This window comes from Culicoidibacter larvae (assembly GCF_005771635.1).
In the GTDB taxonomy this organism is placed as follows: Bacteria; Bacillota_I; Bacilli_A; order Culicoidibacterales; family Culicoidibacteraceae; genus Culicoidibacter; species Culicoidibacter larvae.
In genome coordinates this window covers 81,011-103,083 of record NZ_VBWP01000009.1, presented here as the reverse complement: position 1 = coordinate 103,083, position 22,073 = coordinate 81,011, and the positions used below count along the sequence as shown (strand labels likewise).

Here is a 22,073-nt window from a genome sequence, read left to right as displayed (position 1 = left end):
TCACCGAATGTTTTAGAGCATCCGGTCACAGCGTAACTGAGTAATTTTTACCGATTTGCATATATTGCGAACGTTTTTAATAATCAGTAAGGAGTTTTAAGAATGCGAGTAATAGTAAGTGGCGGCGGCAGCGGCGGACATATTTATCCGGCGCTGGCACTAATTGAATACATCCGCCGAATTGAACCGGATGCAGAATTTTTATATGTTGGCATGAAGACGAAAATGGAAGGCAAAATTGTAGAACAAGCTGGCATTCCATTTGAGCATATTGCAGTAAAAGGATTGCGCGGTAAGTTTACTTTTCAAAATGTGCAAGCAGTAAGTTTGCTTGGGGCAGGGATTGTGAAGGCCCGCAAAATCATTAAGCAGTTTAAACCTGATTTAGTTATTGGGACAGGTGGCTATGTGAGTGCACCGGTAGTTTTTGCTGCTAGTCGAATGCATATTGCCACAGCAGTTTTTGATGCTGATCACTCACCGGGAAAAGCAAATAGCTTTTTAGCGAAGTATGCTGACCGGGTTTTTGTTAGTTATCCGGAGGCAGTTGAAAAATTTCCGCATCCGCACCGAGTGGTTGTTAGTGGGAATCCACGTGGTACCAGTGCTGCTTATTATGCCCAAAAGCATCCTAAAAGTGCGCACCACAGAAAGCATATAACCGTGCTTGGTGGCAGTTTAGGCGCACAGCGGTTGAATGAGGCGATGATTGACTTATTGAAGGTTGCACAAACATATATATATGATTTTACTTTTGTAACCGGTGAGCAATATTATCAAGAAGTCTTTGCGGCCTTGCCCGAGGCAAGCCACAAAGCCGAAATTCTCCCTTATACAGATGACACGTTAGGACTGATTAATAATTCAGATTTAGTTGTCAGCAGAAGTGGTGCTACAACGCTTGCGGAAATAGCTGCTTTGCACACGCCAGCAATTTTAATTCCCAGCCCAAATGTTACCAATGGCGAGCAGTTAGCAAATGCTAAGGTATTTGAGGCTAAGGGCGCTGCAATTCTATTGGCAGATGAAGATTTATCTGCTGATACATTATGGCAGGCAATCAGTAAAGTATTAGATCACAATGAGCAATCGATTATGATGACAAGCAGTATGGCGGAAATGGCTCAGCCTGATGCTGCTGAAATTATATATCAAACAATGAAGAAGGTAGTTGCCTCGAAAAGGAAGTGAGCGTATGGAACAGCAAGTCATAGAACAATTGCATAAGTTTGGCAAGATTATGGAAAATGAGGCGATGAGCAACTACACTAAAATGCGTGTAGGCGGTGTTGCCCGGATCATATTAGTGCCAGAGAGTATTGAGCAACTTGCAGATGCCTTACAGTATTTGCAGGCTCAGGGTATTGCCCATAAAATGATTGGCAAAGGTTCAAATATACTTGTTTCTGACCGAAACTATGATGGTGTTATCATTTTGTTACAGCATACGTTAGAAGCAATTGAAATTGATGAAGCGAAGGCGCAAATCGTAGTTGAAAGTGGTTTTTCACTGGTCAAGCTGTCACAAATAGCGGCACGTCATAATATGGCAGGGCTGGCATTTGCATCGGGAATTCCCGGCAGTGTTGGCGGTGCGGTATTTATGAATGCCGGCGCCCATGGCAGTGATACTGCAGCAATTTTGACTGGTGTTGATTATTTGGATGAATGTGGCACGCTCCATCATTTGGATAATGAAGCGTGTCAGTTCAGCTACCGAACATCAATATTTCAGCAACATCGCGAATGGACAATCGTTCGCGCTTATTACCAACTTGAACATGGAGATAAGGCTGAAATCTTAGCGCAGATGCAGGAATGGAAAGGGCGCCGGGTAAAAACTCAGCCATATGCAAAGCCTAGTTGCGGCAGTGTGTTCCGAAATCCATTACCGCAACATGCCGGTCAGTTGATTGAATCATTAGGGTTAAAGGGGACCCGTATTGGTGGTGCCGAAGTATCACCGATGCACGCTAATTTTATCATTAACACTGGTAGTGCCAGTGCTGATGATATTATGGATTTAATCAATCTGGTAAAAAAACAAGTCAAAGATGCTTATGGTGTCGACTTACATACAGAAGTAGAATTATTTAACTGGGAGTAATCCGCATGAGACAAAAACAAGCCAAGGAGAAAACACTAAAGCAATTAGTGGATAATGGCGATGAACGAATTGAGGTTTTTGAAGCGCGTAAGAACGCGAAGAAACGCAAGCGCAAAATCCGCAAGCGTGTTTTTGTTGTGCTCATTTTACTCGTTGTTGGGATTGTTGGCTTTTTGATTTCACCACTGGCAGGCATCAGTACGATTACCGTGAGTGGCAATCAGTATTTGAGCGCCGCTCAAATCAGGGAACTTGCCGGTATTACCGAAGGCAGTAATTTCTATTTTAATCCGGGGTTTATTATTGCCAATCGAGTTGAGGGCAGTCCTATCGTTAATCATGCTACCGTCACACAAAATTTTGGTAACCGGGTTGAGATTGTTGTCGAGGAATTTAAGCCTTTATTCTGGTACAGTGACAAAGATGGTCAAAAACATATTGTTATTACTGACCAAGATGGTGAGAAATTACTATGTACAACTGATTCGACCGATGCAAGTCAGGAAAACAGCGAAAGCCAAAATAATGCAGAGAGTCAGACAACAACGAATACTGAATCAGTCCCTAACAAAAAAGATTGTTTGACTGAGGAAGAAAAAACCAATCGTATTGTTCAGGATATTGTTGTAGAGAATGAGTTTAACACGAATGGGATTCCATTGGCGACAAACTTAACTGAACAGCAAATTGTTGATTTATCACAGGCTATGTCGTTTGTACCGGAGTCAACTCGGGAAATGATTTCTGAAATCAATGGTACGCCAACTGAACTTGATCCTAATTTGTTGACTCTTTATATGAATGACCGCAACATTGTTGAACTTGAGATTAACAAAGTTGCCAAGAGTTTACGGAATTACAAATCAATTGTTGATAAAATGAACGGGCAGCGAATTAAGATTAAGTTTCTTGATAAAATTGCCCTGACTTCTCAGATATAAAACCGAAAACCGTCACTCCATAAGAGTGACGGTTTTAAATTTCTAATAAAAGTTGTGTTTTCTGCGGTTTTTTAGTACAATAGTAAACGAATGAAATTTAAGAAGAGGTGTCAATATTTATGAATGTTGCAGTGGAAAGTATTATCTTCCTCGTCTTCGGAATTATAATCGGAATTGTAGCCGGATATTTCATCGCACGTTTTATCCTACAACGCCAATTAGAGAAAAATCCACCGCTTAATGAAGTGGTTGTTACCGAGATGATGAAACAAATGGGACGTACGCCATCGGCGAAACAAGTACAGGCAGTTTTACGTGCTTCACAACAAAGTAATGCGAGCACTAAAAAGAAAAAAGATAAAAAAGACAAAAAATAAATCCTTCTTTGAAGGATTTTTTTCTTTGACAGAATCTTGCGTATATAGTATGGCAATATGTTATAATAAATGAAGTAAAAGATGAAAAGGAGCAGAGCGAAATGTTAGTAAAAGATATCTATCCTGATTGGCAAGGAAACTCGATTGAAGTCACTCAAGTGACTTATAATTCGCAAGCAATTATTCCCGGTGCCATCTTTGTTGCCTTGCGCGGTGAAAATACCGATGGTCATAAATACATTAGCGATGCGGTGTCGCGTGGGGCACAAGTAGCAATCGTTGAGGTTGTCGATGAATCACTTGATGTGCCACAGATAAAAGTAGCAAACACCCAAGCTGAACTTGCGGTATTGGCTGCGCATTTTTATCAAACGCTAAATAGCCCAATGCAATTTGTAGGCATCACCGGAACTGATGGCAAGACCTCAACAGCGAGTATCATTGAGTACTTGCTTGCCGACCAAAAATCGGTTGGTTATATCGGTACTAACGGTGTTCGTTTCGCTGACCGGGTTGAGCCTCATACATTAACAACGCCGCTTGCTCCGGAATTGCATCGCATCTTTAGCGATATGCAAAAAGCCGAGGTAGATGTTGTTGCTATGGAAGTTTCTTCGCATGCACTGGCACTGCATCGCGTAGACACTATTGATTTTGATGTCGCGGTATTTACTAACTTAACTCATGATCATCTTGATTTCCATGGCACTTTTGAAAACTATATGGCTGCCAAGCAATTGTTGTTCAGAGGACTTGGTGCCGACAAAACCGCAATTATCAATATTGACGACCCATATGCTAAACAGTTTGCCGCAGCTACTAAGGCTAAAGTCGTTTATTATGGCGTAAATCCCAAAGCTGATTATTGGGCTGAGGCAATTGAGTTTGATCAATTCGGGTCAAAATTTCAACTGCACACGCCCGATGAGGCGTATACAGTTCGCACCAAATTGCTAGCTACTTTTAATATTTATAACATCATGGCAGCGATTGCCAGCGGTGCTGCACTCGGACTTGATATTGAAAAAATGATTGCTCGGATTGAAATGATGCCGGCAGTTGATGGCCGCATGGAACTCATCAACGAAGGCCAACCGTTCGCGGTTGTCGTTGACTTCGCCCATGCCTCGGCAGCACTGGAAAATGTATTGAAGTTTGCCAGAACTATTACTGCCAATAAATTGTATGTAGTAATTGGTGCTGCCGGTGCGCGCGATACCATCAAGCGCCCGGTGATGGGCAATGTTGCCGTTACCAATGCTGATGTCGCGGTCTTTACTACCGATGATCCGTATTTTGAAGATCCGGATGATATTATTGATGACATGGTAGCTGGTATGATTGCGACCAACTATGTTCGTATTGTTGATCGCGCAGAGGCGATTGCCTATGCGCTGGACCAAGCCGGCCCCGGCGATTGCGTCGTAGTAGCCGGTCGTGGCAACTACGACATTTTACCGATAAAAGGTGTCGATGTGCATTTTAATGATATTGATTTCAGTCGTGAATTTTTACAGAAGAAATATAAATAAGGAACCGGGGTTCGCCCGGTTCCTTATTAACTTAAAAACCCGGGAAGCTTTAGCTTCCCGGGTTTTCCGATTTTCCTATAAAGGTTTTTTATTTTTTGAAACAAGTGTTACGGTAAAGTCGGCGCCGCCTTCAAGTCCTTTGAAGCCGATATTGAGTTCACCATCAAATTCAAGCACATCACCTGGACTTAATGGGAAGGGTGCTTCGTTGTCTAAATCAACCAATACTGAACCGGTAAGTAAGGTCACGATACCATAATATTGTGGGTGATCATGTTTCTCAATTACTTGTCCTTCATCAACATGTTTTTTAATAACTGTATAAAATTCATTTTCAAAAAGTGGACCAACTGTATTTTTTACATTTGCCATTTTAAACATCTCCTTCTTATACTTTTATTGTATGCCTGATTGTGAAATTATGCAATGAATATGGCTTTTAAAAAATACTTTGAAATTAAAAAAGTATTGCATATATTGTTAAATTTTTATATAATTGAAAAAATATATTTTGAAAAGAGGTAAAAGTATGGAAAGTATGGTTAACACAATTATGGAAAGTCAGATTGCAATGCAGTTCTTTAACTTCATGATCATTGTTGGTATCTTTGCAATCGGCGACTTTCTGGGAATCATCACTAAAGCAAAACTTTCAGCAGTATTTGTTGCCTTAGTTATTTTTTTAGTTGGGTTTTTAACAGGAATTCTGCCACCGCAGATTGTTGAGTTTGCCGGATTAAATACCTTTGCAAATTTAGCTGGAGCGTTAGTGGTTTTTCATATGGGGACGATGATAAATTTACAACAGTTGCGCCAGGAGTGGCGAACTGTTGTGACCGCGGTTTTATCAATGATTGTCGTGGCGCTGGCTATTTTCGCGATTATTCCGATAATCGGTTATGAGAATGCTATTGTTGCTATTCCGGTTTTAAATGGCGGTTTGATTTCAACCAAGATTATGGTTGATGCAGCAACTGGTGCTGGTTTGGCGGTCGCAGCCGCGTTAGGTACGGTTTTGTATGCAATACAAAAGTTTGCTGGTTCATATCCGGCTTCATTTTTCGGCGTGCGTGAGGCTAAAGAGGCTTTAGCTCAGCATCGTGCTAATAAGGATGCAACAACTGGTAAGGAGCAGGAGAAAAAACATGTTCGTCATACATTTGCTCAAAAGTACAATAAGTATTTCACTGACTTCACATGTATTGCATTAGCAGCCTTTTTCGCTTTTTTATCAACTGCTCTTGGTGTTTTAACACCGGTTAATTATTCTATATGGGCGTTATTATTTGGAACTGTGTTTGGCTATCTGGGTATTGTGCCATTGCGAATTCTTGAAAAAGGAAAAGCTTCGGGGCTATTAACGATGCTAGTATTTGCTTCAATTATTCCTTCATTGGCAAAAATTACTTGGGATCAGTTATCAACCCTTGGCTTTGTCAGCATCGTGTGTTTGGCAGTGGCTGTTGTTGCTTTAATTATTTGTTTCTATTTCTTGCCGTTATGGAAAATCAGCAAGTCTCGTAATTTGGCTGTTGGTATTTCAATGGGACAGTTATTGGGATTTCCGGCAACATTTTTGATTTCTAATGAAATTGCTAAGGCGGTCACTGATGATGCTGAAGAGCAAGAAATTGTTTTAGATCGAATTATGCCGGCTTATGTTGTTTCCGGGCTTGCTACGGTAACGACATTATCAATTGTTGTTGCCGGAATATTCAGTAACTTTATATAAGGAGGACACTACTATGAAATTTGATCCATATGCTTATCATTATCCTTCTCGTCGTAATGTCATGTATGCTAAAAATGGTATGGTTGGCAGCGCCAGTCCGCTTGCCAGTCAAGCTGGACTAGAGATATTAAAAAAGGGTGGCAATGCTGTTGATGCAATTATTGCTACCGCAGCCGCTTTAACCGTTGTTGAGCCTTCAGGAAACGGTATTGGCGGTGACTCATTCAGCATTATTTGGTATAAAGGCGAAATGTATGGGCTGAATGCCAGTGGTTTTGCACCGGAAGCTATTAGTGCTGAGCAGCTGCGTGCCAAAGGGCAAAGCGAAATAACTAAATTTGGTCTTGATCCGGTTACGGTACCGGGAGTTCCTGCTGGTTGGGCGGAGTTATCAAAGAAGTTTGGGAACTTGCCGCTTGCCGAGGTGCTTGAGCCGGCGGCACGGATCGCCGAGAACGGCTTTCCGGTAGCGCCGAATGTGGCGCGGCTTTGGGAGCGATATTATAAGATTTATCGCGCCGCATTGCCGTCAAACCCGGTTTTGCAAACCTGGTTTGACTTGTTCTGCCCGAAGGGGCGGCCGGTACAAGCTGGTGAGTTATGGAAGTCGCCAGGGCACGCAGAAACGTTGCGCGAGATTGGTGCGACTAATGCGGAGAGTTTTTATCGCGGTCGCTTGGCTGATGAGATTGATGCCTTTTCGCGCGCGAATGGTGGCTATCTGCGCAAGAGCGATTTAGCGCGATTTGCGCCGGAGTGGGTGCAGCCGATTGCGGCCAATTATCGCGGTTATGATGTATGGGAGTTACCACCAAACACCCATGGCTTGGTGGTACTGCTCGGACTTAATATTCTCGAAAATTTCAAACTTGAGCATAAGGAAGATATTGATACTTATCATAAGCAGATTGAGGCAATGAAGCTGGCATTTACTGATGGGTTGGCACATGTTGCTGATCCGGACCATATGACAGTTGATATTGAGGAGTTGCTTTCTAAAGAGTATGCTGCTAAACGGGCGGCGGAAATTGGTGAGCAAGCGCTGCAGCCAATGGTCGGTGAACTGGAAAATGCCGGCACTGTGTATCTTGCAGCCGCTGATGGCGAAGGCAACATGGTTTCATATATTCAGAGTAATTACACAGGTTTTGGTTCTGGCAGCGTCGTTCCCGGAACTGGAATTAGTTTACATAACCGTGGTTGCCAGTTCACATTGGATGAGAAGCATCCAAACTTTATTCAGCCAGGGAAGCGTCCATATCATACGATTATTCCTGGGTTTATTACTAAGGATAATCAAGCTGTTGGTCCGTTTGGTGTTATGGGAGGTCCATTGCAGCCGCAAGCACATTTACAGGTTGTCAGCAGTATGATTGATTTCCATTTAAATCCACAGGATGCTTTGGATGCACCACGTTGGCAGTGGTTGCGGGATAAAGTTGTACAGGTGGAGCCAAGTATGCCATTTAATGTAATAGATGGCTTGACCCGCAAGGGACATATTGTTGAGGTTGCCAATGAAACAATCATGTTTGGCCGCGGACAAATTATTGTTCGCAATGAAGATGGTGTTTTATGCGGTGGTACTGAGCCACGTAGCGATGGTCATTTGGCTGTTTGGTAGAAAAATTTTAAAAACCGGAAGCGCATAGCAGCTTCCGGTTTTTCCTATATGTTTATTTAGCTAGGTATGTTATAATAAAAATGAAATTTTAAGAGGAGTGAATGCAATGAATTTAAATAAATACATTGACCACACATTGTTAAAGCAAGATGCGACTAAAGCGCAAATATTAGAATTATGCAAAGAAGCACGTGAATATGATTTCATGTCAGTTTGTATTAATCCATACTGGATTCCAGTAGCAAGTGAAGCGTTAACTGGCAGTGATGTAAAAGTTTGTACTGTTATTGGCTTTCCTTTAGGAGCGAATGCAACGGCTACCAAAGCTTTTGAAACACGTGAAGCGATTGCAGCCGGAGCTGATGAAGTAGACATGGTAATCAATGTAGGTGCACTTAAAGATAAAGATGATGCAACTGTTGAAGCGGATATCCGTGCTGTTGTTGAAGCTGCTGCCGGGACTTTAGTTAAAGTTATTATTGAAACTTGTCTATTAACTGATGAAGAAAAAGTTCGTGCGTGCAAATTGAGTGTTGCAGCCGGAGCTGATTATGTAAAAACTTCTACTGGTTTCTCAACTGGTGGAGCAACAGTTGAAGACGTTCGTTTGATGAAAGAAACTGTTGGCGATGCTGCATTAGTAAAAGCATCTGGCGGGGTACGTAACCTCGAAGATGCGCAAAAAATGATTGATGCCGGAGCAAGCCGAATCGGTACTTCAAACGGTGTTATGATTGTCAGCGGAGAGACTGCTACCAGCGGTTACTAGACTTTCAATTGTGAACGGTATCGTCCCACTGGACGATGCCGTTTTATTTTCTAAATAATAAATAAATTTATACTTGTTTATGCTATGGAAATGATATATAATAATAAGGTCATATATTGTGACATAAATTGCCCAGAACTTGTTGTATGAAAGGGGGCTTTGCATATGTCTACAAAAACTGTAGTTCGTCAGAATGAATCACTTGATGATGCGTTACGTCGTTTCAAACGTCAAGTTAATCAAGCGGGAACCCTTGCTGAGACACGTAAACGAGAATTTTATTTACGTCCGGGTCTGAAAAAGAAACGGAAGCAAGCGGAAGCGCGTAAGAAAAAGAAATTTTAATTTCATATGAAACATCAATAGTTTTGCTATTGGTGTTTTTTTATAGTTTAAATGATTGCTAAGCGCTTTCAATTAGTTATGCTCGACAAGCGTGACGATTTAGGCTTGTCAGCACTAGCAACTTTAGGGTAAAATATAAGGTAATATATTTTTAGAAGAAGAAAGGTGATGCTTAGTGGCACGAAACCGATTAATTATGGCGCCGGGACCAACTAATATTCCAGATGAATATATGGAAGAGCTGGCACTTGAATTTCCTCACCACCGAACTCAGGAATTTGCTGTTTTATTAGCTAATTTAGAAAACAATTTAAAAAAGATTATTAAGTTAGCCAACGGTGAAGTTGTCATCTTTACTTCGTCAGGGAGCGGAGCAATGGAGTCGACCGTGGCTAACTTTTTTGTAACCGGCGATACAGTACTGGTTATTGATATTGGTTTTTTCGGTCAACGTTATAAGGCAATGTGTGAGACTTTTGGCTTACATGTTATTCATTTACCATATCCTCCGGGAGAAACGTATCAGCTTGAGGATGTGCGGGCAGCACTTGCTGCGCATCCGGAAATAAAAGCAGTTTATGTGACTCATCATGAGACATCAACCGGGGTACTTAATGATTTACAAGCTTTAGGCGAGTTAATCAAGCCACTTGATGATACTTTGCTAATTACCGACTCAATCAGTGGTTTGGTTATTCATCCGTTTGATATGGATGCATGGGGTATTGATGCTGTTGCCGGAGGCAGCCAAAAAGGGTTCTTAGTGCCACCGGGCTTGTCGTTTGTTGGTTTGAGTCAGAAAGCTTTGGGTAAAATCGCGCGTGCGACGACGCCGCGGTTTTACTGGGATTATCGGCAAATGATTGAGCTGGCTAAAAAAGGGCAGACGCCATCAACGCCGGCTATTAACCTAATGAAAGCGATGTTGCGTTCAAGTAATGATTTGCTTGCGCAAGGGCTTGAGTCGGTTTGGCAACATCATTATCAGTTGCGGCAATATTTGGAATCAAAAATGTTGGCGATGGGGTATACTTTAGGCGTTACTGATGAAGCGATTCGTGGTAATGTCATTGTACCAATCAATTTGCAGCCAGGGATGGATTCATTAGCGATTTGCCGCGAGCTTGAAAGTGAACATGGGATTATTACCATTTATGGTTTAGGTGAAAAGATGCACTCAATGCTGCGTATTGGTGTTATCGGACCATTAAATGCAACCGACATTGATCAATTCAGTGATGCTTTAGCTAAAGTAACTAAAAAATTATATAACTACTAGCAATAATTTAAAGGAGTGAACCGTTAATGAGTATGGTTTTTGAACTAAGCCGAGGTAGTGCAGTGTTGAACTTTACTGCGCAGTATTGCCAGACCCAGACTGAAATTCTTGAAAGTACCGGATTTAAAAAGGTGCTTCAAGCGTATGTTTTACGTCTTGAACGTAAACAAAAGCCGATTTATTTGGAGTTTTCCAAAGATAATACAATAGATGCAGAAACGATTCAAAATCATGCGATCCAAATCTTTAAGCTCTTGTTAGTCATGAATTATGAAGAGATATTGAGTAATGAGAATGAACTGAGTCATTATTTACAAAAACGCGAGTTATTCTTGGAATTTTCTGAAGATTTATACGGCTACTGGCGTCGGCTTGAACGTTACGCCATCGCTTATAATAATGAAAGTCAAAATGGTATTCAAAATAGTCAATTTATTGAAACCCATGACCGCTTTGAAAATTTAGTGCTCTCAACATACCGACGGATTACCGAAACAATTCGCGGCAGTAAAAACCGGGTATATCGTCAGTTAATTGCCGGAGTAAATGCCGGACTTATCGTTAACCGTGAGCAGCTTGCTTTTGAACGCGAACAATATCCGATGTTACGCAAAGTGCCGCTGATCGAATCGGTTATTTTGCATCCGCCATTCATTACTTATCCAAAACGAAATACTCGAGATGGAATCTTTAAGGAAGTTTTTGAAAACCCAATTGCCAATTTGGAATTAGATCCACAAGAGTGGTTCTGTTACCCGGCAAAAGTCGGTAACTTACTGGCTTTGGTCTATTTCCATAAAGACTTTATGTCACAAGGCGTAACCCTATGTAATTTATTTGAATTAGCCGAACTTGAAGAGGCACAAACTCGCAAGCCGGATATGATTTATATTTTTGGTGCCAAAGAACCAACAGGTGGCGAAGAACGGACCGTATTCTATCATGATAAAGCAAATGCCGTATATATCGGTTACGCTTCATACAGTGAAAATATTGACTACTTTGGGTACATGAAAAAGATGATTCTAACCCTGCATAATGTTAGCATGATTGACCTTGGCGGATTACCACTTCATGGTGCAATGGCGCATATAATTCTGCATGACGGTACCGAGAAAAATGTTATCATCATTGGTGATTCCGGTGCCGGTAAATCTGAAACTCTTGAGGCCTTGCGAACAATTGGTGATGAGTATATCAAAGACCTTAAAATCGTTTTTGATGATATGGGTGTTATGGTGAAGAATGATGGCCAACTCCGGGCCCACGGCACCGAAATTGGCGCTTTTGTAAGACTTGACGACTTAGACAGTGGTTATGCTTACAAAGAAATTGACCGCAGTGTCTTCATGAACCCGGATAAAATCAATGCCCGTATTGTTATTCCGGTAGCAACTTATGAAGAAATCACTTATGAATACCCAATCGATTTATTGCTTTATGCCAATAACTACGATGACGGCGAAATTCTTGACTTCTTCACCGAAAGCACCACCGCGCTCGATACCTTCCGCCGCGGTGCTCGCTTTGCGAAGGGGACGACAACCGAAACCGGTTTGGTAGAGTCATACTTTGCCAACCCGTTTGGACCGGTACAACGGATGGAGCAGACCGATGCATTACTTGACCAATATTTCCGCCAGCTATTTGCCGAGGGAATATTAGTCGGTCAAATCCGTACTAAGCTGGGAATTGCCGGCTCGGAGCAAAGCGGCCCGCGTGACGCGGCGATTGCTTTGCTGGAGTATTTGCAGACGAAATAAGTTGGAAAAGCCTTGCAACCTTTGGTTGCAAGGCTTTTTATTTTAACCAATATTCGTTTTATCTCACATCTAATTTTAAAAATATGGTATAATAGACATAGCACAACGTGTTGTTTGCTTGAAAAGGACGAAATTCCGAGGGGTAAACAATGCGTTTTTATTTTTAATGCGGGAGGAAGTAGAGTAATGTTCAAGGTTAAAGATATTGTTATTTATACGACTGAGGGGCTATGCAAAATCACTGAAATATGCAGTCAGGATTTTAATGGTCATAGCACCGACTATTATGTTTTAAAGCCGATGCTTTCCAACCGGCCAACCATTTTTGTTCCGGTAGATAATGAGCAACTGGTTGAGCGGATTCGACCGGTGTTATCAGCTGATGAGGTTCATAAGCTCATCAAAGCGATGCCAGATCAGGAAACGATTTGGATTGAAAACAGTAATGATCGTAAAAAACGATATAAAGAGATTCTTAGTGACTCTGATCACCTTGAACTGGTTAGTTTAATTAAAACGCTTTACTTTTATCAGGAAGAGCTTCAGGATAGCGGTAAAAAGTTACATTTAGCCGATAAGATGTTTATGGAAGAGGCAGAGAAGATTCTTTATGAGGAATTTGCTTATGTTCTGGATATTGAACCAAGTCAGTTGATCCCACTTATTGTTGGTGTTATTGAAGCTGATGAATAGGGTTATGATAGGAGAAATTTGGAAGAGGTCCCCTCAATGAGGGAACCTCTTCTTTTGTTATTCAATAGCCAGCAATTCAGCAAGTTTATTTCCCTTTTCTAAGAGTGCTTGGTAGTTGTTGTCATTTTTGATTTTTTCTAAGGCTTGTGCTTGCTCAAATGTTTCCGGGAGATTGTAGTAGCTTTTTATGATTTCATATTGGGTTTTGCCCGGATTTACTGCTGAGTCTTCAATTTGTGGTTTCCAGTCCAATATTAGTTTGTCCATAATAACACCAAGTGCTGAGCCGGTTTCGTAATAGATTGAGCGTTCTAAATATTCTGGTTGGTTGCCCTCGGCCATGGCGGTAAAAGCAGCTTGAAAGGTCGGTGCGTTTGCCTGATTGAGGGCTGCGACGGCTTGGTCGCTGCCGCCGGTTAAGTAGGCGTAGCGTATTTCCGTGTATTGAGCAGTGCCTTCGATAGCTTCAGTATTGGTTTCGCCGATAAGTTGTGGCCATTGTTGATAGCGGCTATTGCGGACAACTAACCAGTCCTGCATGATGTTTTTGATTTGCTTAGGGTCGTTGCTTGCTAATGCTTGATCCAGCAGTGAGAACTCAAGGCCGAATAATGCATATTGTTCTCCTATATATGGATAATTTTCAGTAAAGCTATTATTGTCAGGACGTTGATCGTAAGTCCAGGCAGCTTGACGATAGACATGAAATGATTCATGAATCATAAATTCTTTAAAGGCCAGATTAGTTTGCGGGTTTGTCATCATTTCCGGTGAATATTTATAATAAAAAGCTTCAGTGTTGTTCATTGACAAAGTTCCGAAATTGTCTGGTAACCAAGTACTTGAAAACCCTAAAGTTATATTATTGATTCGATATACGGGTGGTAAGTCTAGTTCTTCAGGAAGCGTCATTGCTTTAGCTCCAATTATATTTTCAGCGCCAGGGATGTTAATCAGGTAGGCATATTGGCAGAAGAAGTCATTATATTTTGCGGTGCGGATGAGGACAAGCGGTAATTGGTCAAGCCGATAATCACTTGTCCAAAGTGCGTCGCTACTGGTTTTAAAAGTTTGGTATATTTCTGCTATTTCTTGAAACATTTGCTGATCGGTTGGATCAGTTTCAGAATAATCAGTTGAAACGATTTGATTATAGGTATAGTTTATTCCAATAACTCCAGCTAAAATAACTAAAGGAATTAGTAATATTATTATGATTTTTTTCATAGTTGTTCACAACCTTCTGTTAATATTTTACCATTTTCAGCGTATTTCACCCATTTTTTAAACTTACAAAAGATATGGTTTTGGTAACAGAAATGAAAGTTTACATTTATCGTTTAGTGAAGTGCGGTTTTAGAGCCGCGCTTCGTCATGAGTTTATTAAAAAATATAAGGCAAATATTCACGAAAAATAATTTGCGAAAAAGTGCACTGATAACGCAAATCACGTTTACAAAACATAGTATTTATGGTACGCTTAATAAAGTATTATGATTGTATTTTTAGGAGGCATAACATGAAAGTATTAGCAATAAATGCTGGGAGTTCATCATTGAAATATCAACTATTTGAGATGCCAAGTGAGACGGTGCTTTGTTCTGGAATTGCAGAACGTATCGGTATGAACGATGGTATTTTTTCATTAAAAGTAAATGGTGAAAAGTTTGAAGAAGTTTTGGAGATTCCAAATCATTCGGTAGCAGTTGAGTTGTTGTTGAAGTGGCTGATTGATCATAAAATTATCAGTGATTACAATGAAATTCAAGGTGTCGGTCACCGGGTTGTTCATGGTGGTGAACACTTTGCAGCATCAGCAATGCTGACTGAAGAAAATATTCAGTTGATTGAAGATGTAGCGGAGCTTGCTCCTTTACATAATCCGGCAAACTTAACTGGTATTTATGCCTTTAAAAAATTATTGCCTGATGCAGTGGCGGTAGCAGTTTTTGATACTGCCTTCCACCAAACACTGGCAGAAGAAGCATATATGTATTCAACACCATATGAGTGGTATGAAAAATATGCAGTACGTAAATACGGTTTCCACGGTACTTCACATCAATATGTGTCGGCTGAGGCAGCTCGTTTAATTGGTAAGGCACCGGAAGATGCAAAAGTGATTGTTTGTCATTTAGGGAATGGCGGTTCACTTTCAGCAGTTAAAAACGGAAAATCGGTTGATACAACAATGGGCTTTACACCTTTAGCAGGGATTCCAATGGGAACCCGCAGCGGTGACATTGATCCGGCAATAATTCCATTTATTATGGAGAAGACCGGACAAACAGCAGCAGAAGTTGTTGACATGTTAAATAAAAAATCAGGATTTCTTGGGGTGTCAGGACTTTCTTCTGATGCGCGCGATATTGAGGCCGGAATTAATGAGGGTAATCACCGTGCCGAGCTTGCGGCATTTATCTATGCGAAACGGATTGCTGAATATATTGCTGCCTATCATGTATATCTTGAAGGTGCAGATGTTATTGCATTTACGGCTGGTATCGGTGAGAATGCGCCGTATATCAGAAAATGCGTGACACGCCGTTTAGGTGTGCTCGGGGTAAAACTTGACGAAGCAGTTAATGAGTCAATTCGTGGTAAGGAAGCAATCATCAGTACTGACGATTCGGCAATTAAAATTGCTGTCGTGCCAACTAATGAGGAATTGGTTATTGCTCGTGATACCTTGGCATTTATGAATTAATATGGGTAAATAGGGAAAAGGTGAACGGCATTGTGCTTTTCACCTTTTCTTGCAACTAAGTAGCAGAATGAGGAGTGGAAATATGCTTGCAGAGATTTGGCAAAAAATTAATGAGTATGACCGGATAATTATTCATCGTCATATTAATCCTGATCCGGATGCGTATGGGTCGCAAGGGGCGCTGGCTGATATGATTATTCAGTCTTTCCCCAGCAAAGAGGTTTATTGTGTTGGTACCAGAGATGCACGTATGGATTATTTGTTTCTGCCGGATATTATTGATGATGACTTGTATCAAGATGCATTGGTTATTGTTTGTGATACGGCCAATACCGAAAGAATTGACGGTCAGCAGTATAATACCGGAGATTTTTTAATTAAGATTGATCATCATCCCAACCGCGATCCTTATGGCAACTTACAGCTGGTTATTGAAGAGGCGCCGGCAACTTGTGCGCTCTTATTGCGCCTATATATTGAATATAAAGAAAAGTTAGGTATTGGTCTTTCTGATAATGGTGCAAGGTTGCTTTATGCCGGCATCATTGGTGATACCGGTCGTTTTTCGTATAGTTTAAGCAAACAGTTATTTGCTGATGTAGCGACAATTATTGAACGTGTTGATTATATTGACTTATATAAAGATTTTTCGATGAAGACAACCGGGCAATTGCATTTGATTGGATATATTTATCAGCATTTTATTATGACTGACAGCAAATTTGTTTATTGTAAAATCAGTACTACGACTTTACAAGAGATGGGTGTAAGCAACAGTGAAGCTTCAATGCTGATTTATGTGCTTTCCGAAGTGAAAGACGCTCGTTCCTGGGCACTCTTTATTGAAGATACCGATCAAGGTTTGATTCGTTGCAATCTTCGGGCCGGGGATATTGCCGTTAATGATATTGCTGAGCGTTTTGGCGGCGGCGGTCATCGGAAGGCTGCTGGAGTTCGGGTTCGTTCATGGGAACAGGTTGATGAAATGATTTTGTTGCTTGATGAACGTTGTGCTGAAATCAGTTCTTAAGTAAACTTATACTATTAGGGGTGAAAAAATGAGTAAAACACATTATAGTCAATTATTAGATCATCATATGCATACTACACTTTCGCCAGATGGGCGGCAAAGCTTTGATGATATTGCTCAAGATACAATTGCTCGCGGTAAAGAGTTGGTGGTAACAACGGATCACATGGAGCTGTTCTATTTAAACAAAGGGAATTTCTTCTGTGTCGATATGGATGAATATGCTAAAGAGTTTGCGGCAATTCAAGCGAAGTATCCGCAACTTACTTTTATGCGCGGTATGGAATTAGGGTATGAATCGGCAGCAGCAGGGCAAATCCAACAATTCATTGATGATCAACAATTGGCGGTTGCAATTATTTCAATCCATACCTTGTTTGACGGCAAAGATTTAGCTGATGAGATTGCTAAGGATGGTTACTGGAAATATAGTAATGATCTTTTTGATGATGTTTTGAATGCGACGATTGATGCTTTAGAAAAGTTGCATGGCTTTCAAACGCTGGGTCATCTGGACTATTGCTGGCGTTATATGAAGAAAAAGCCGAAAAGTCTGGAGCCATATTATCCTAAATTGGATAAAATCTTTCAATTATTGATTGAAAAAGAAATCAGTTTGGATATCAACACAGCCGGATGGCGCTACGGTTTGCCGTTCGCGCATCCGCAACCAGCAATTTTGGAACGCTACTATGCAGTTGGCGGCCGGATGGTGACACTGGGCAGTGATGCTCATTTCACCAAGGATATCAATGCTGACTTTGAACGCGCATTGAAGATGCTGGCGGAGATTGGTTTTGATTACATAACTGAGTTCCGACCACAAATGACCAAGGTATTTTTGACGGATATTGATTATTAAGTTGAGAGAGTGAAAGAAAAAAACAGCGATTCATCGCTGTTTTTCTTTTGGCTAATTATTTTTCTGTTTTTCGTTCCATTGTTGCAACTACACCTACGCCACGTGCTTGGTTCGGCACCATTGTAACAAGTCGCCAACCATCTTGTGCAAGTTGGTTGAAGGTTTGTTCGCATTCTTTAACACCTAAAATCAGAACTTTGTACTCGTACATAAGATTACCTCTTTCTGCTTGTTTATATCTCTAATTATACTATAACTCTAGAGTGGATACAATGAAACAGCAGCGATTAGACTATTGAGAAGCGCTCGCAATCTTTGAAAGTTATAAATAAGAGGCGAGCTTTAGGCCGTCCGCTGTTTGTCTTTTAACCCCCAGGGAAATATGGTAAAATGAATTTGAAGGGAGTCGCTGATTTATGGAGTGCGTTCAGTTACAGGTTAGAAGTACATATAGCTTGCTTGAGAGCGGGCTGACAATTGAGCGGTTGGTCCAGTTGGCGGTTGCCCGTGGTTATAAGGCATTGGCATTGACCGATACCAATGTTCTTTATGGTGCAATGGAATTTTATCACGCTTGTGTTGATGCTGGGATAAAGCCTTTGTTAGGGATTCGGGTTATTGTAGGCAGTGAGGCGGTCATATTCTTGGCGCAAAACAAGGCCGCCTATCAGCGGCTTGTTTTGCTTTCGACTTTACTCCAGACAACGGTTCCGCAACCTGATTTAGCGTTGCTCCGTGAATATCGCGATGGTTGTGTGGTAATTGTTGCTGAGGGTTCGATGGAGACTTATCATTATTTGGCAGATGGTCATGCAGAGACTTATTTTGGGGTGTATGATGCTGAGCAGGCAGCGACGTTGCCGGCGGCGCGGATGGTGGCACTGGGTAATGTTTGTTATGCTGATCCTGAGGATGAGGTTGTGCGCTTGGTTTTGCAGGCAATTAAGCAGAATGAGCGGCTTACATACTCTTATGTGCGTAAGCAGGCAGCGGGCTTGTTTTATTTGCCAACAATTGAAGAGATGTGTAATAGTTTTGCTGCGGCACCGGAAGCATTGGTAGCAAGCAGCGAGATTGCTGATAGTATTGATGTTGTTTTTGATTTTAATGAGAAGTACTTGCCGGAATATCCATTGCCGGATGATGCTGATCCGAAAGATTATTTGACGCAATTATGCTGGCGCGGGTTGTATAAGCGTTATGGAGAACCTACTGCAGCTCAGGTAGAGCGTTTGAACTATGAACTTGATGTTATTTGTTCAATGGATTTTGCTGATTACTTTTTAGTTATTTGGGACTTTATTCGGTTTGCCCGTCAAGAAGGCATCGTTATTGGACCTGGACGGGGATCGGCAGTGGGTTCATTAGTAGCTTATACTTTAGGGATTACCAATGTTGATCCTTTAAAGTATGGTTTGCTTTTCGAACGGTTTTTAAATCCGGAGCGGATTTCTTTGCCGGATATTGATATAGATATTGAAGACGAGGGTCGGGCACGGGTCGTTGAATATGTACGTGAAAAGTATGGCAGCGAGCGGGTTGCCCACATTATTACTTTCGGAACCTTTGGTCCGAAGGCTGCTTTTCGTGATTGTGCCCGGGTATTTGATATTCCGAGTCCGGATATAAGTGCTGTGACTAAACAGATTCCTTTTCAGGCAAGTAATTTAAAGCATGCTTTGGAGTTAGTGCCGCAAATGCAGACGACAATTAATCGTAATGATGAATTGAAGTTTATTTTGGATATTGCTGTGCGAATTGAAGGTTTGGCACGTCATACTTCTACCCATGCTGCCGGGGTTATTATTGGTGACCGACCGCTTGTTGAGGTTGTTCCTTTGCAAAATGGTTTTGATAATACATTGATGACCCAGTATCCAATGAATTATTTGGAAGAACTTGGATTATTGAAAATGGATTTTCTGGGATTACGGAACCTATCAATTATTCGCCGAGTGTTATCAAGAATTAAGCTAGAGACCGGGCAGGATATTAATATTACCGAAATTCCTTTAGATGATAAAAAAGCGTTTAATATAATGGCGCGCGGTGAAACGACCGGTATTTTCCAACTGGAATCGGCTGGGATGCGCCGGGTGTTGCGCGACATGAAGGTTTCTGAGTTTGAAGATATTGTTGCCGCCTTATCATTGTTTCGTCCTGGACCAATGGAGAATATACCGGTTTACGTGCGCCGTAAGCTTGGACAAGAAAAGGTTACTTACATCCATAAAGACTTGGAACCAATATTGCATACAACTTATGGAATTATTGTTTATCAGGAACAAGTTATGCAAGTTGCACAGAAGATTGCCGGTTATTCACTTGGGCGCGCCGATATTTTGCGGCGGGCAATGGGGAAAAAAGACCGTGCTATTCTTGAACAAGAACGAGAAAACTTTATTCAAGGCAGTTTGGAACAAGGCTATACTAATGAGTTGGCAAATCATGTCTATGATTTGATTTTGAAATTCGCCAATTATGGTTTTAATAAATCACATGCGGTGGCGTATGCTATGATTGCCTATCAGATGATGTATTTGAAAACCCACTATACCGCTATTTTCTTAACTGAGTTATTGAATTCGGTTATTGCCAGCGAGGGCAAAATTTATGAGTATATTAAAGAGGCGAGACGTTTTGGTATTCGGGTATTACCGCCAAACGTCAATGAATCTATGTCAGGATTCAGTGCGCCGGATGGACAAATCCGCATGGGCTTGCTGGCAATTAAAAATGTTGGTGAAGCGGCAACAAAGCAAATTGTTAATGAGCGGATTGAAAATGGTCGATATACCAGTTTCCAAGATTTTATTCATCGCAACAATAATCGCTCAGTAACGAAACGGGTGATTGAGCAACTCATTGACGCTAAGGCAATGAGCGACTTTTCTGATAATCAGGCATACTTGCACAGCATGATTGATCAAACCGTAGCGATTAACGAACTTATCTTCCCGGGAGCAGAAGATTTATTTGCAGTAGAGCAAGTTAAGGTTGATAACTTCTCAATTGAAGAACAGATGGAACGTGAAAAAAAGGCTTTTGGCTTTAGTATGTTCATGCATCCAACCAGTCGCTATTCAGCTGAAAGAGCCAATATGATTTCGCTTGACCAAGGTGCTGAGTTGATTGGCCGTCAAGTTGATGCTATCGTTTATATAGAACGAATTAAATCAATTAAAACCAAGAAAGGTGATATCATGGTTTTTGTGACCTTCAGTGATGATAGTGCCACCGTTTCGGCAACCGTATTTCCCAACACCTATGATCGCTACAGCCAGATTTTGGAAAAAGGTGCCGTTGTTCGGGTCAATGGCAAATTCGAAACCCGGAATGACCAACTGAACTTTATTGTCAGTCAGGTTAGCATAGTATAAGGGAGCAGATATATGGTTAAATTTTATCCATGGGATGCAATTGCCGATGAGGAAATCACCTTTGCCGTTATTGTAGCGCGTTATCAGAATCAATATGTGATGGTACAGCACAAAAAGCGCGACACCTGGGAAATTCCCGGAGGCCATCGTGAGCCGGGTGAAACCGTCAACAAATGCGCGAGCCGCGAATTGGTTGAAGAAACCGGAGCGATAAGCTTTGATTTGTATCAACATTGCATCTACTCAGTTGTGCATAGTTACGGGACTGCTGATGAAAATGAAAGCTTTGGCGGACTCTACTATGCGCAAATCACTGAACTTGGTGAATTGCCGGATTTAGAGATTGGCACTGTACGTTTCTTTGACGCACTGCCGGAGAATTTAACCTATCCGCATATTCAATCATATATTTTCGAGGAAATTAATAAACAATTTATTGCTGGAAAGGTATTCTAAGGAATAATTGAGAACATATAGAAATAGGGGTAAGTATGAATATTAAAATGATAAGAATGGTAGGTTACGTAATTGGCGGGATATTAATTGCGATACCGATTATATGTTTTTTCACAATCGGTTTATTGTCAGTATGGGTAAATATTATCTTGCTGACTTTAGGAACGTTTTTAGTGCTTGCAGTCCGTTTTAATCGTGAGATCAGCAGGCAAGCAGCGGCGACCGGTAAATTAGATATACATGGTATTATTGGTAATAGCGGTGTAGCTCTGGGAACTGCGATAATAGCAGTTCCAACAATTGTTTATGTATTCTATTGGTTAATATTAGGGCGCAGCAGTATTTTTCCGCCAGCGGGTAATACGGTCGCAGCAACTATCGGCATGATATTAATTCTTGCTTCAGTCTTCTTCAATTCATCAAATCGAAACTAGTATTCCGGAAAAAGTTCATCTTTTCCCGGAATTTTCTTTTTT

21 protein-coding genes are annotated in these 22,073 nt (G+C 41.2%); 18 read left to right on the top strand and 3 right to left on the bottom strand.

The window, feature by feature from the left end; genetic code table 11:
- Positions 1–102 precede the first annotated feature (102 nt).
- From murG to FEZ08_RS09955, 5 genes are all read left to right on the top strand, one after another.
- Positions 103–1,191, top strand: a complete 1,089-nt coding sequence (murG, locus tag FEZ08_RS09975; RefSeq protein ID WP_138191928.1) for an undecaprenyldiphospho-muramoylpentapeptide beta-N-acetylglucosaminyltransferase — start codon at positions 103–105, stop codon at positions 1,189–1,191.
- 4 nt (positions 1,192–1,195) lie between these two features.
- Positions 1,196–2,107 (top strand): UDP-N-acetylmuramate dehydrogenase, encoded by a 912-nt coding sequence (gene murB, locus FEZ08_RS09970; protein WP_138191926.1) that lies wholly within the window; start codon positions 1,196–1,198, stop codon positions 2,105–2,107.
- 5 nt (positions 2,108–2,112) lie between these two features.
- Positions 2,113–3,048 carry a cell division protein FtsQ/DivIB gene (locus FEZ08_RS09965; protein ID WP_138191924.1) on the top strand — a complete coding sequence of 312 codons (936 nt, stop codon included), beginning with the start codon at positions 2,113–2,115 and terminating at the stop codon, positions 3,046–3,048.
- 119 nt (positions 3,049–3,167) lie between these two features.
- On the top strand, positions 3,168–3,425 hold the full coding sequence (locus FEZ08_RS09960) for a YneF family protein (protein ID WP_138191922.1): 258 nt from the start codon (positions 3,168–3,170) through the stop codon (positions 3,423–3,425).
- Positions 3,426–3,526: 101 nt separating this feature from the next.
- Positions 3,527–4,957, top strand: coding sequence for a UDP-N-acetylmuramoyl-L-alanyl-D-glutamate--2,6-diaminopimelate ligase (locus tag FEZ08_RS09955; protein WP_138191920.1), 1,431 nt, complete (start codon positions 3,527–3,529; stop codon positions 4,955–4,957).
- 75 nt (positions 4,958–5,032) lie between these two features.
- Here the strand turns inward: FEZ08_RS09955 and FEZ08_RS09950 are convergent, their stop codons facing one another.
- Positions 5,033–5,329, bottom strand: coding sequence for a DUF1637 domain-containing protein (locus tag FEZ08_RS09950; RefSeq protein WP_138191918.1), 297 nt, complete (start codon positions 5,327–5,329; stop codon positions 5,033–5,035).
- Positions 5,330–5,486: 157 nt separating this feature from the next.
- Here FEZ08_RS09950 and FEZ08_RS09945 point away from each other — a divergent pair, with 157 nt between their 5' ends.
- The 7 genes from FEZ08_RS09945 to FEZ08_RS09915 all read left to right on the top strand — a co-directional run bounded on the left by FEZ08_RS09945 (position 5,487) and on the right by FEZ08_RS09915 (position 13,162).
- Positions 5,487–6,689, top strand: coding sequence for a hypothetical protein (locus FEZ08_RS09945; protein ID WP_199288069.1), 1,203 nt, complete (start codon positions 5,487–5,489; stop codon positions 6,687–6,689).
- Between the two features lie 13 nt (positions 6,690–6,702).
- On the top strand, positions 6,703–8,313 hold the full coding sequence (locus FEZ08_RS09940) for a gamma-glutamyltransferase family protein (protein WP_138191916.1): 1,611 nt from the start codon (positions 6,703–6,705) through the stop codon (positions 8,311–8,313).
- A gap of 106 nt (positions 8,314–8,419) precedes the next feature.
- Complete coding sequence (gene deoC, locus FEZ08_RS09935; protein WP_138191914.1) at positions 8,420–9,082, top strand: deoxyribose-phosphate aldolase; 663 nt, start codon at positions 8,420–8,422, stop codon at positions 9,080–9,082.
- A 165-nt stretch (positions 9,083–9,247) separates the two neighbouring features.
- Positions 9,248–9,427, top strand: a complete 180-nt coding sequence (gene rpsU, locus FEZ08_RS09930) for a 30S ribosomal protein S21 (RefSeq protein WP_138191912.1) — start codon at positions 9,248–9,250, stop codon at positions 9,425–9,427.
- A gap of 175 nt (positions 9,428–9,602) precedes the next feature.
- On the top strand, positions 9,603–10,706 hold the full coding sequence (locus FEZ08_RS09925; RefSeq protein WP_138191910.1) for a pyridoxal-phosphate-dependent aminotransferase family protein: 1,104 nt from the start codon (positions 9,603–9,605) through the stop codon (positions 10,704–10,706).
- 26 nt (positions 10,707–10,732) lie between these two features.
- Positions 10,733–12,469, top strand: coding sequence for a phosphoenolpyruvate carboxykinase (ATP) (locus FEZ08_RS09920; protein WP_138191908.1), 1,737 nt, complete (start codon positions 10,733–10,735; stop codon positions 12,467–12,469).
- A 186-nt stretch (positions 12,470–12,655) separates the two neighbouring features.
- On the top strand, positions 12,656–13,162 hold the full coding sequence (locus tag FEZ08_RS09915) for a CarD family transcriptional regulator (protein WP_138191906.1): 507 nt from the start codon (positions 12,656–12,658) through the stop codon (positions 13,160–13,162).
- 57 nt (positions 13,163–13,219) lie between these two features.
- Here the strand turns inward: FEZ08_RS09915 and FEZ08_RS09910 are convergent, their stop codons facing one another.
- A complete protein-coding gene (locus tag FEZ08_RS09910; protein ID WP_138191904.1) occupies positions 13,220–14,389 on the bottom strand; it encodes a hypothetical protein in 1,170 nt (389 codons plus the stop codon).
- A 292-nt stretch (positions 14,390–14,681) separates the two neighbouring features.
- Here FEZ08_RS09910 and FEZ08_RS09905 point away from each other — a divergent pair, with 292 nt between their 5' ends.
- The 3 genes from FEZ08_RS09905 (at position 14,682) to FEZ08_RS09895 (ending at position 17,761) form a co-directional block, all read left to right on the top strand.
- Entirely contained in the window at positions 14,682–15,869 is a 1,188-nt protein-coding gene (locus FEZ08_RS09905; RefSeq protein ID WP_138191902.1) for an acetate kinase, read from the top strand.
- A gap of 82 nt (positions 15,870–15,951) precedes the next feature.
- Positions 15,952–16,899 carry a DHH family phosphoesterase gene (locus tag FEZ08_RS09900; RefSeq protein WP_171015028.1) on the top strand — a complete coding sequence of 316 codons (948 nt, stop codon included), beginning with the start codon at positions 15,952–15,954 and terminating at the stop codon, positions 16,897–16,899.
- A gap of 28 nt (positions 16,900–16,927) precedes the next feature.
- Entirely contained in the window at positions 16,928–17,761 is an 834-nt protein-coding gene (locus tag FEZ08_RS09895; protein WP_138191899.1) for a histidinol-phosphatase HisJ family protein, read from the top strand.
- 55 nt (positions 17,762–17,816) lie between these two features.
- Here the strand turns inward: FEZ08_RS09895 and FEZ08_RS09890 are convergent, their stop codons facing one another.
- Positions 17,817–17,972, bottom strand: coding sequence for a DUF4177 domain-containing protein (locus FEZ08_RS09890; RefSeq protein ID WP_138191897.1), 156 nt, complete (start codon positions 17,970–17,972; stop codon positions 17,817–17,819).
- A gap of 205 nt (positions 17,973–18,177) precedes the next feature.
- Between FEZ08_RS09890 and FEZ08_RS09885 the strand changes: the two genes are divergently transcribed.
- From FEZ08_RS09885 to FEZ08_RS09875, 3 genes are read left to right on the top strand one after another with little or no spacing between them, the layout of a single operon-like run.
- Positions 18,178–21,141, top strand: coding sequence for a DNA polymerase III subunit alpha (locus FEZ08_RS09885; RefSeq protein ID WP_138191895.1), 2,964 nt, complete (start codon positions 18,178–18,180; stop codon positions 21,139–21,141).
- Positions 21,142–21,153: 12 nt separating this feature from the next.
- Positions 21,154–21,597: an NUDIX hydrolase gene (locus tag FEZ08_RS09880; RefSeq protein WP_138191893.1), complete on the top strand. Its 444-nt coding sequence runs from the start codon at positions 21,154–21,156 to the stop codon at positions 21,595–21,597.
- Between the two features lie 35 nt (positions 21,598–21,632).
- Positions 21,633–22,031, top strand: coding sequence for a hypothetical protein (locus FEZ08_RS09875; RefSeq protein WP_138191891.1), 399 nt, complete (start codon positions 21,633–21,635; stop codon positions 22,029–22,031).
- The last annotated feature ends 42 nt before the right edge of the window (positions 22,032–22,073 follow it).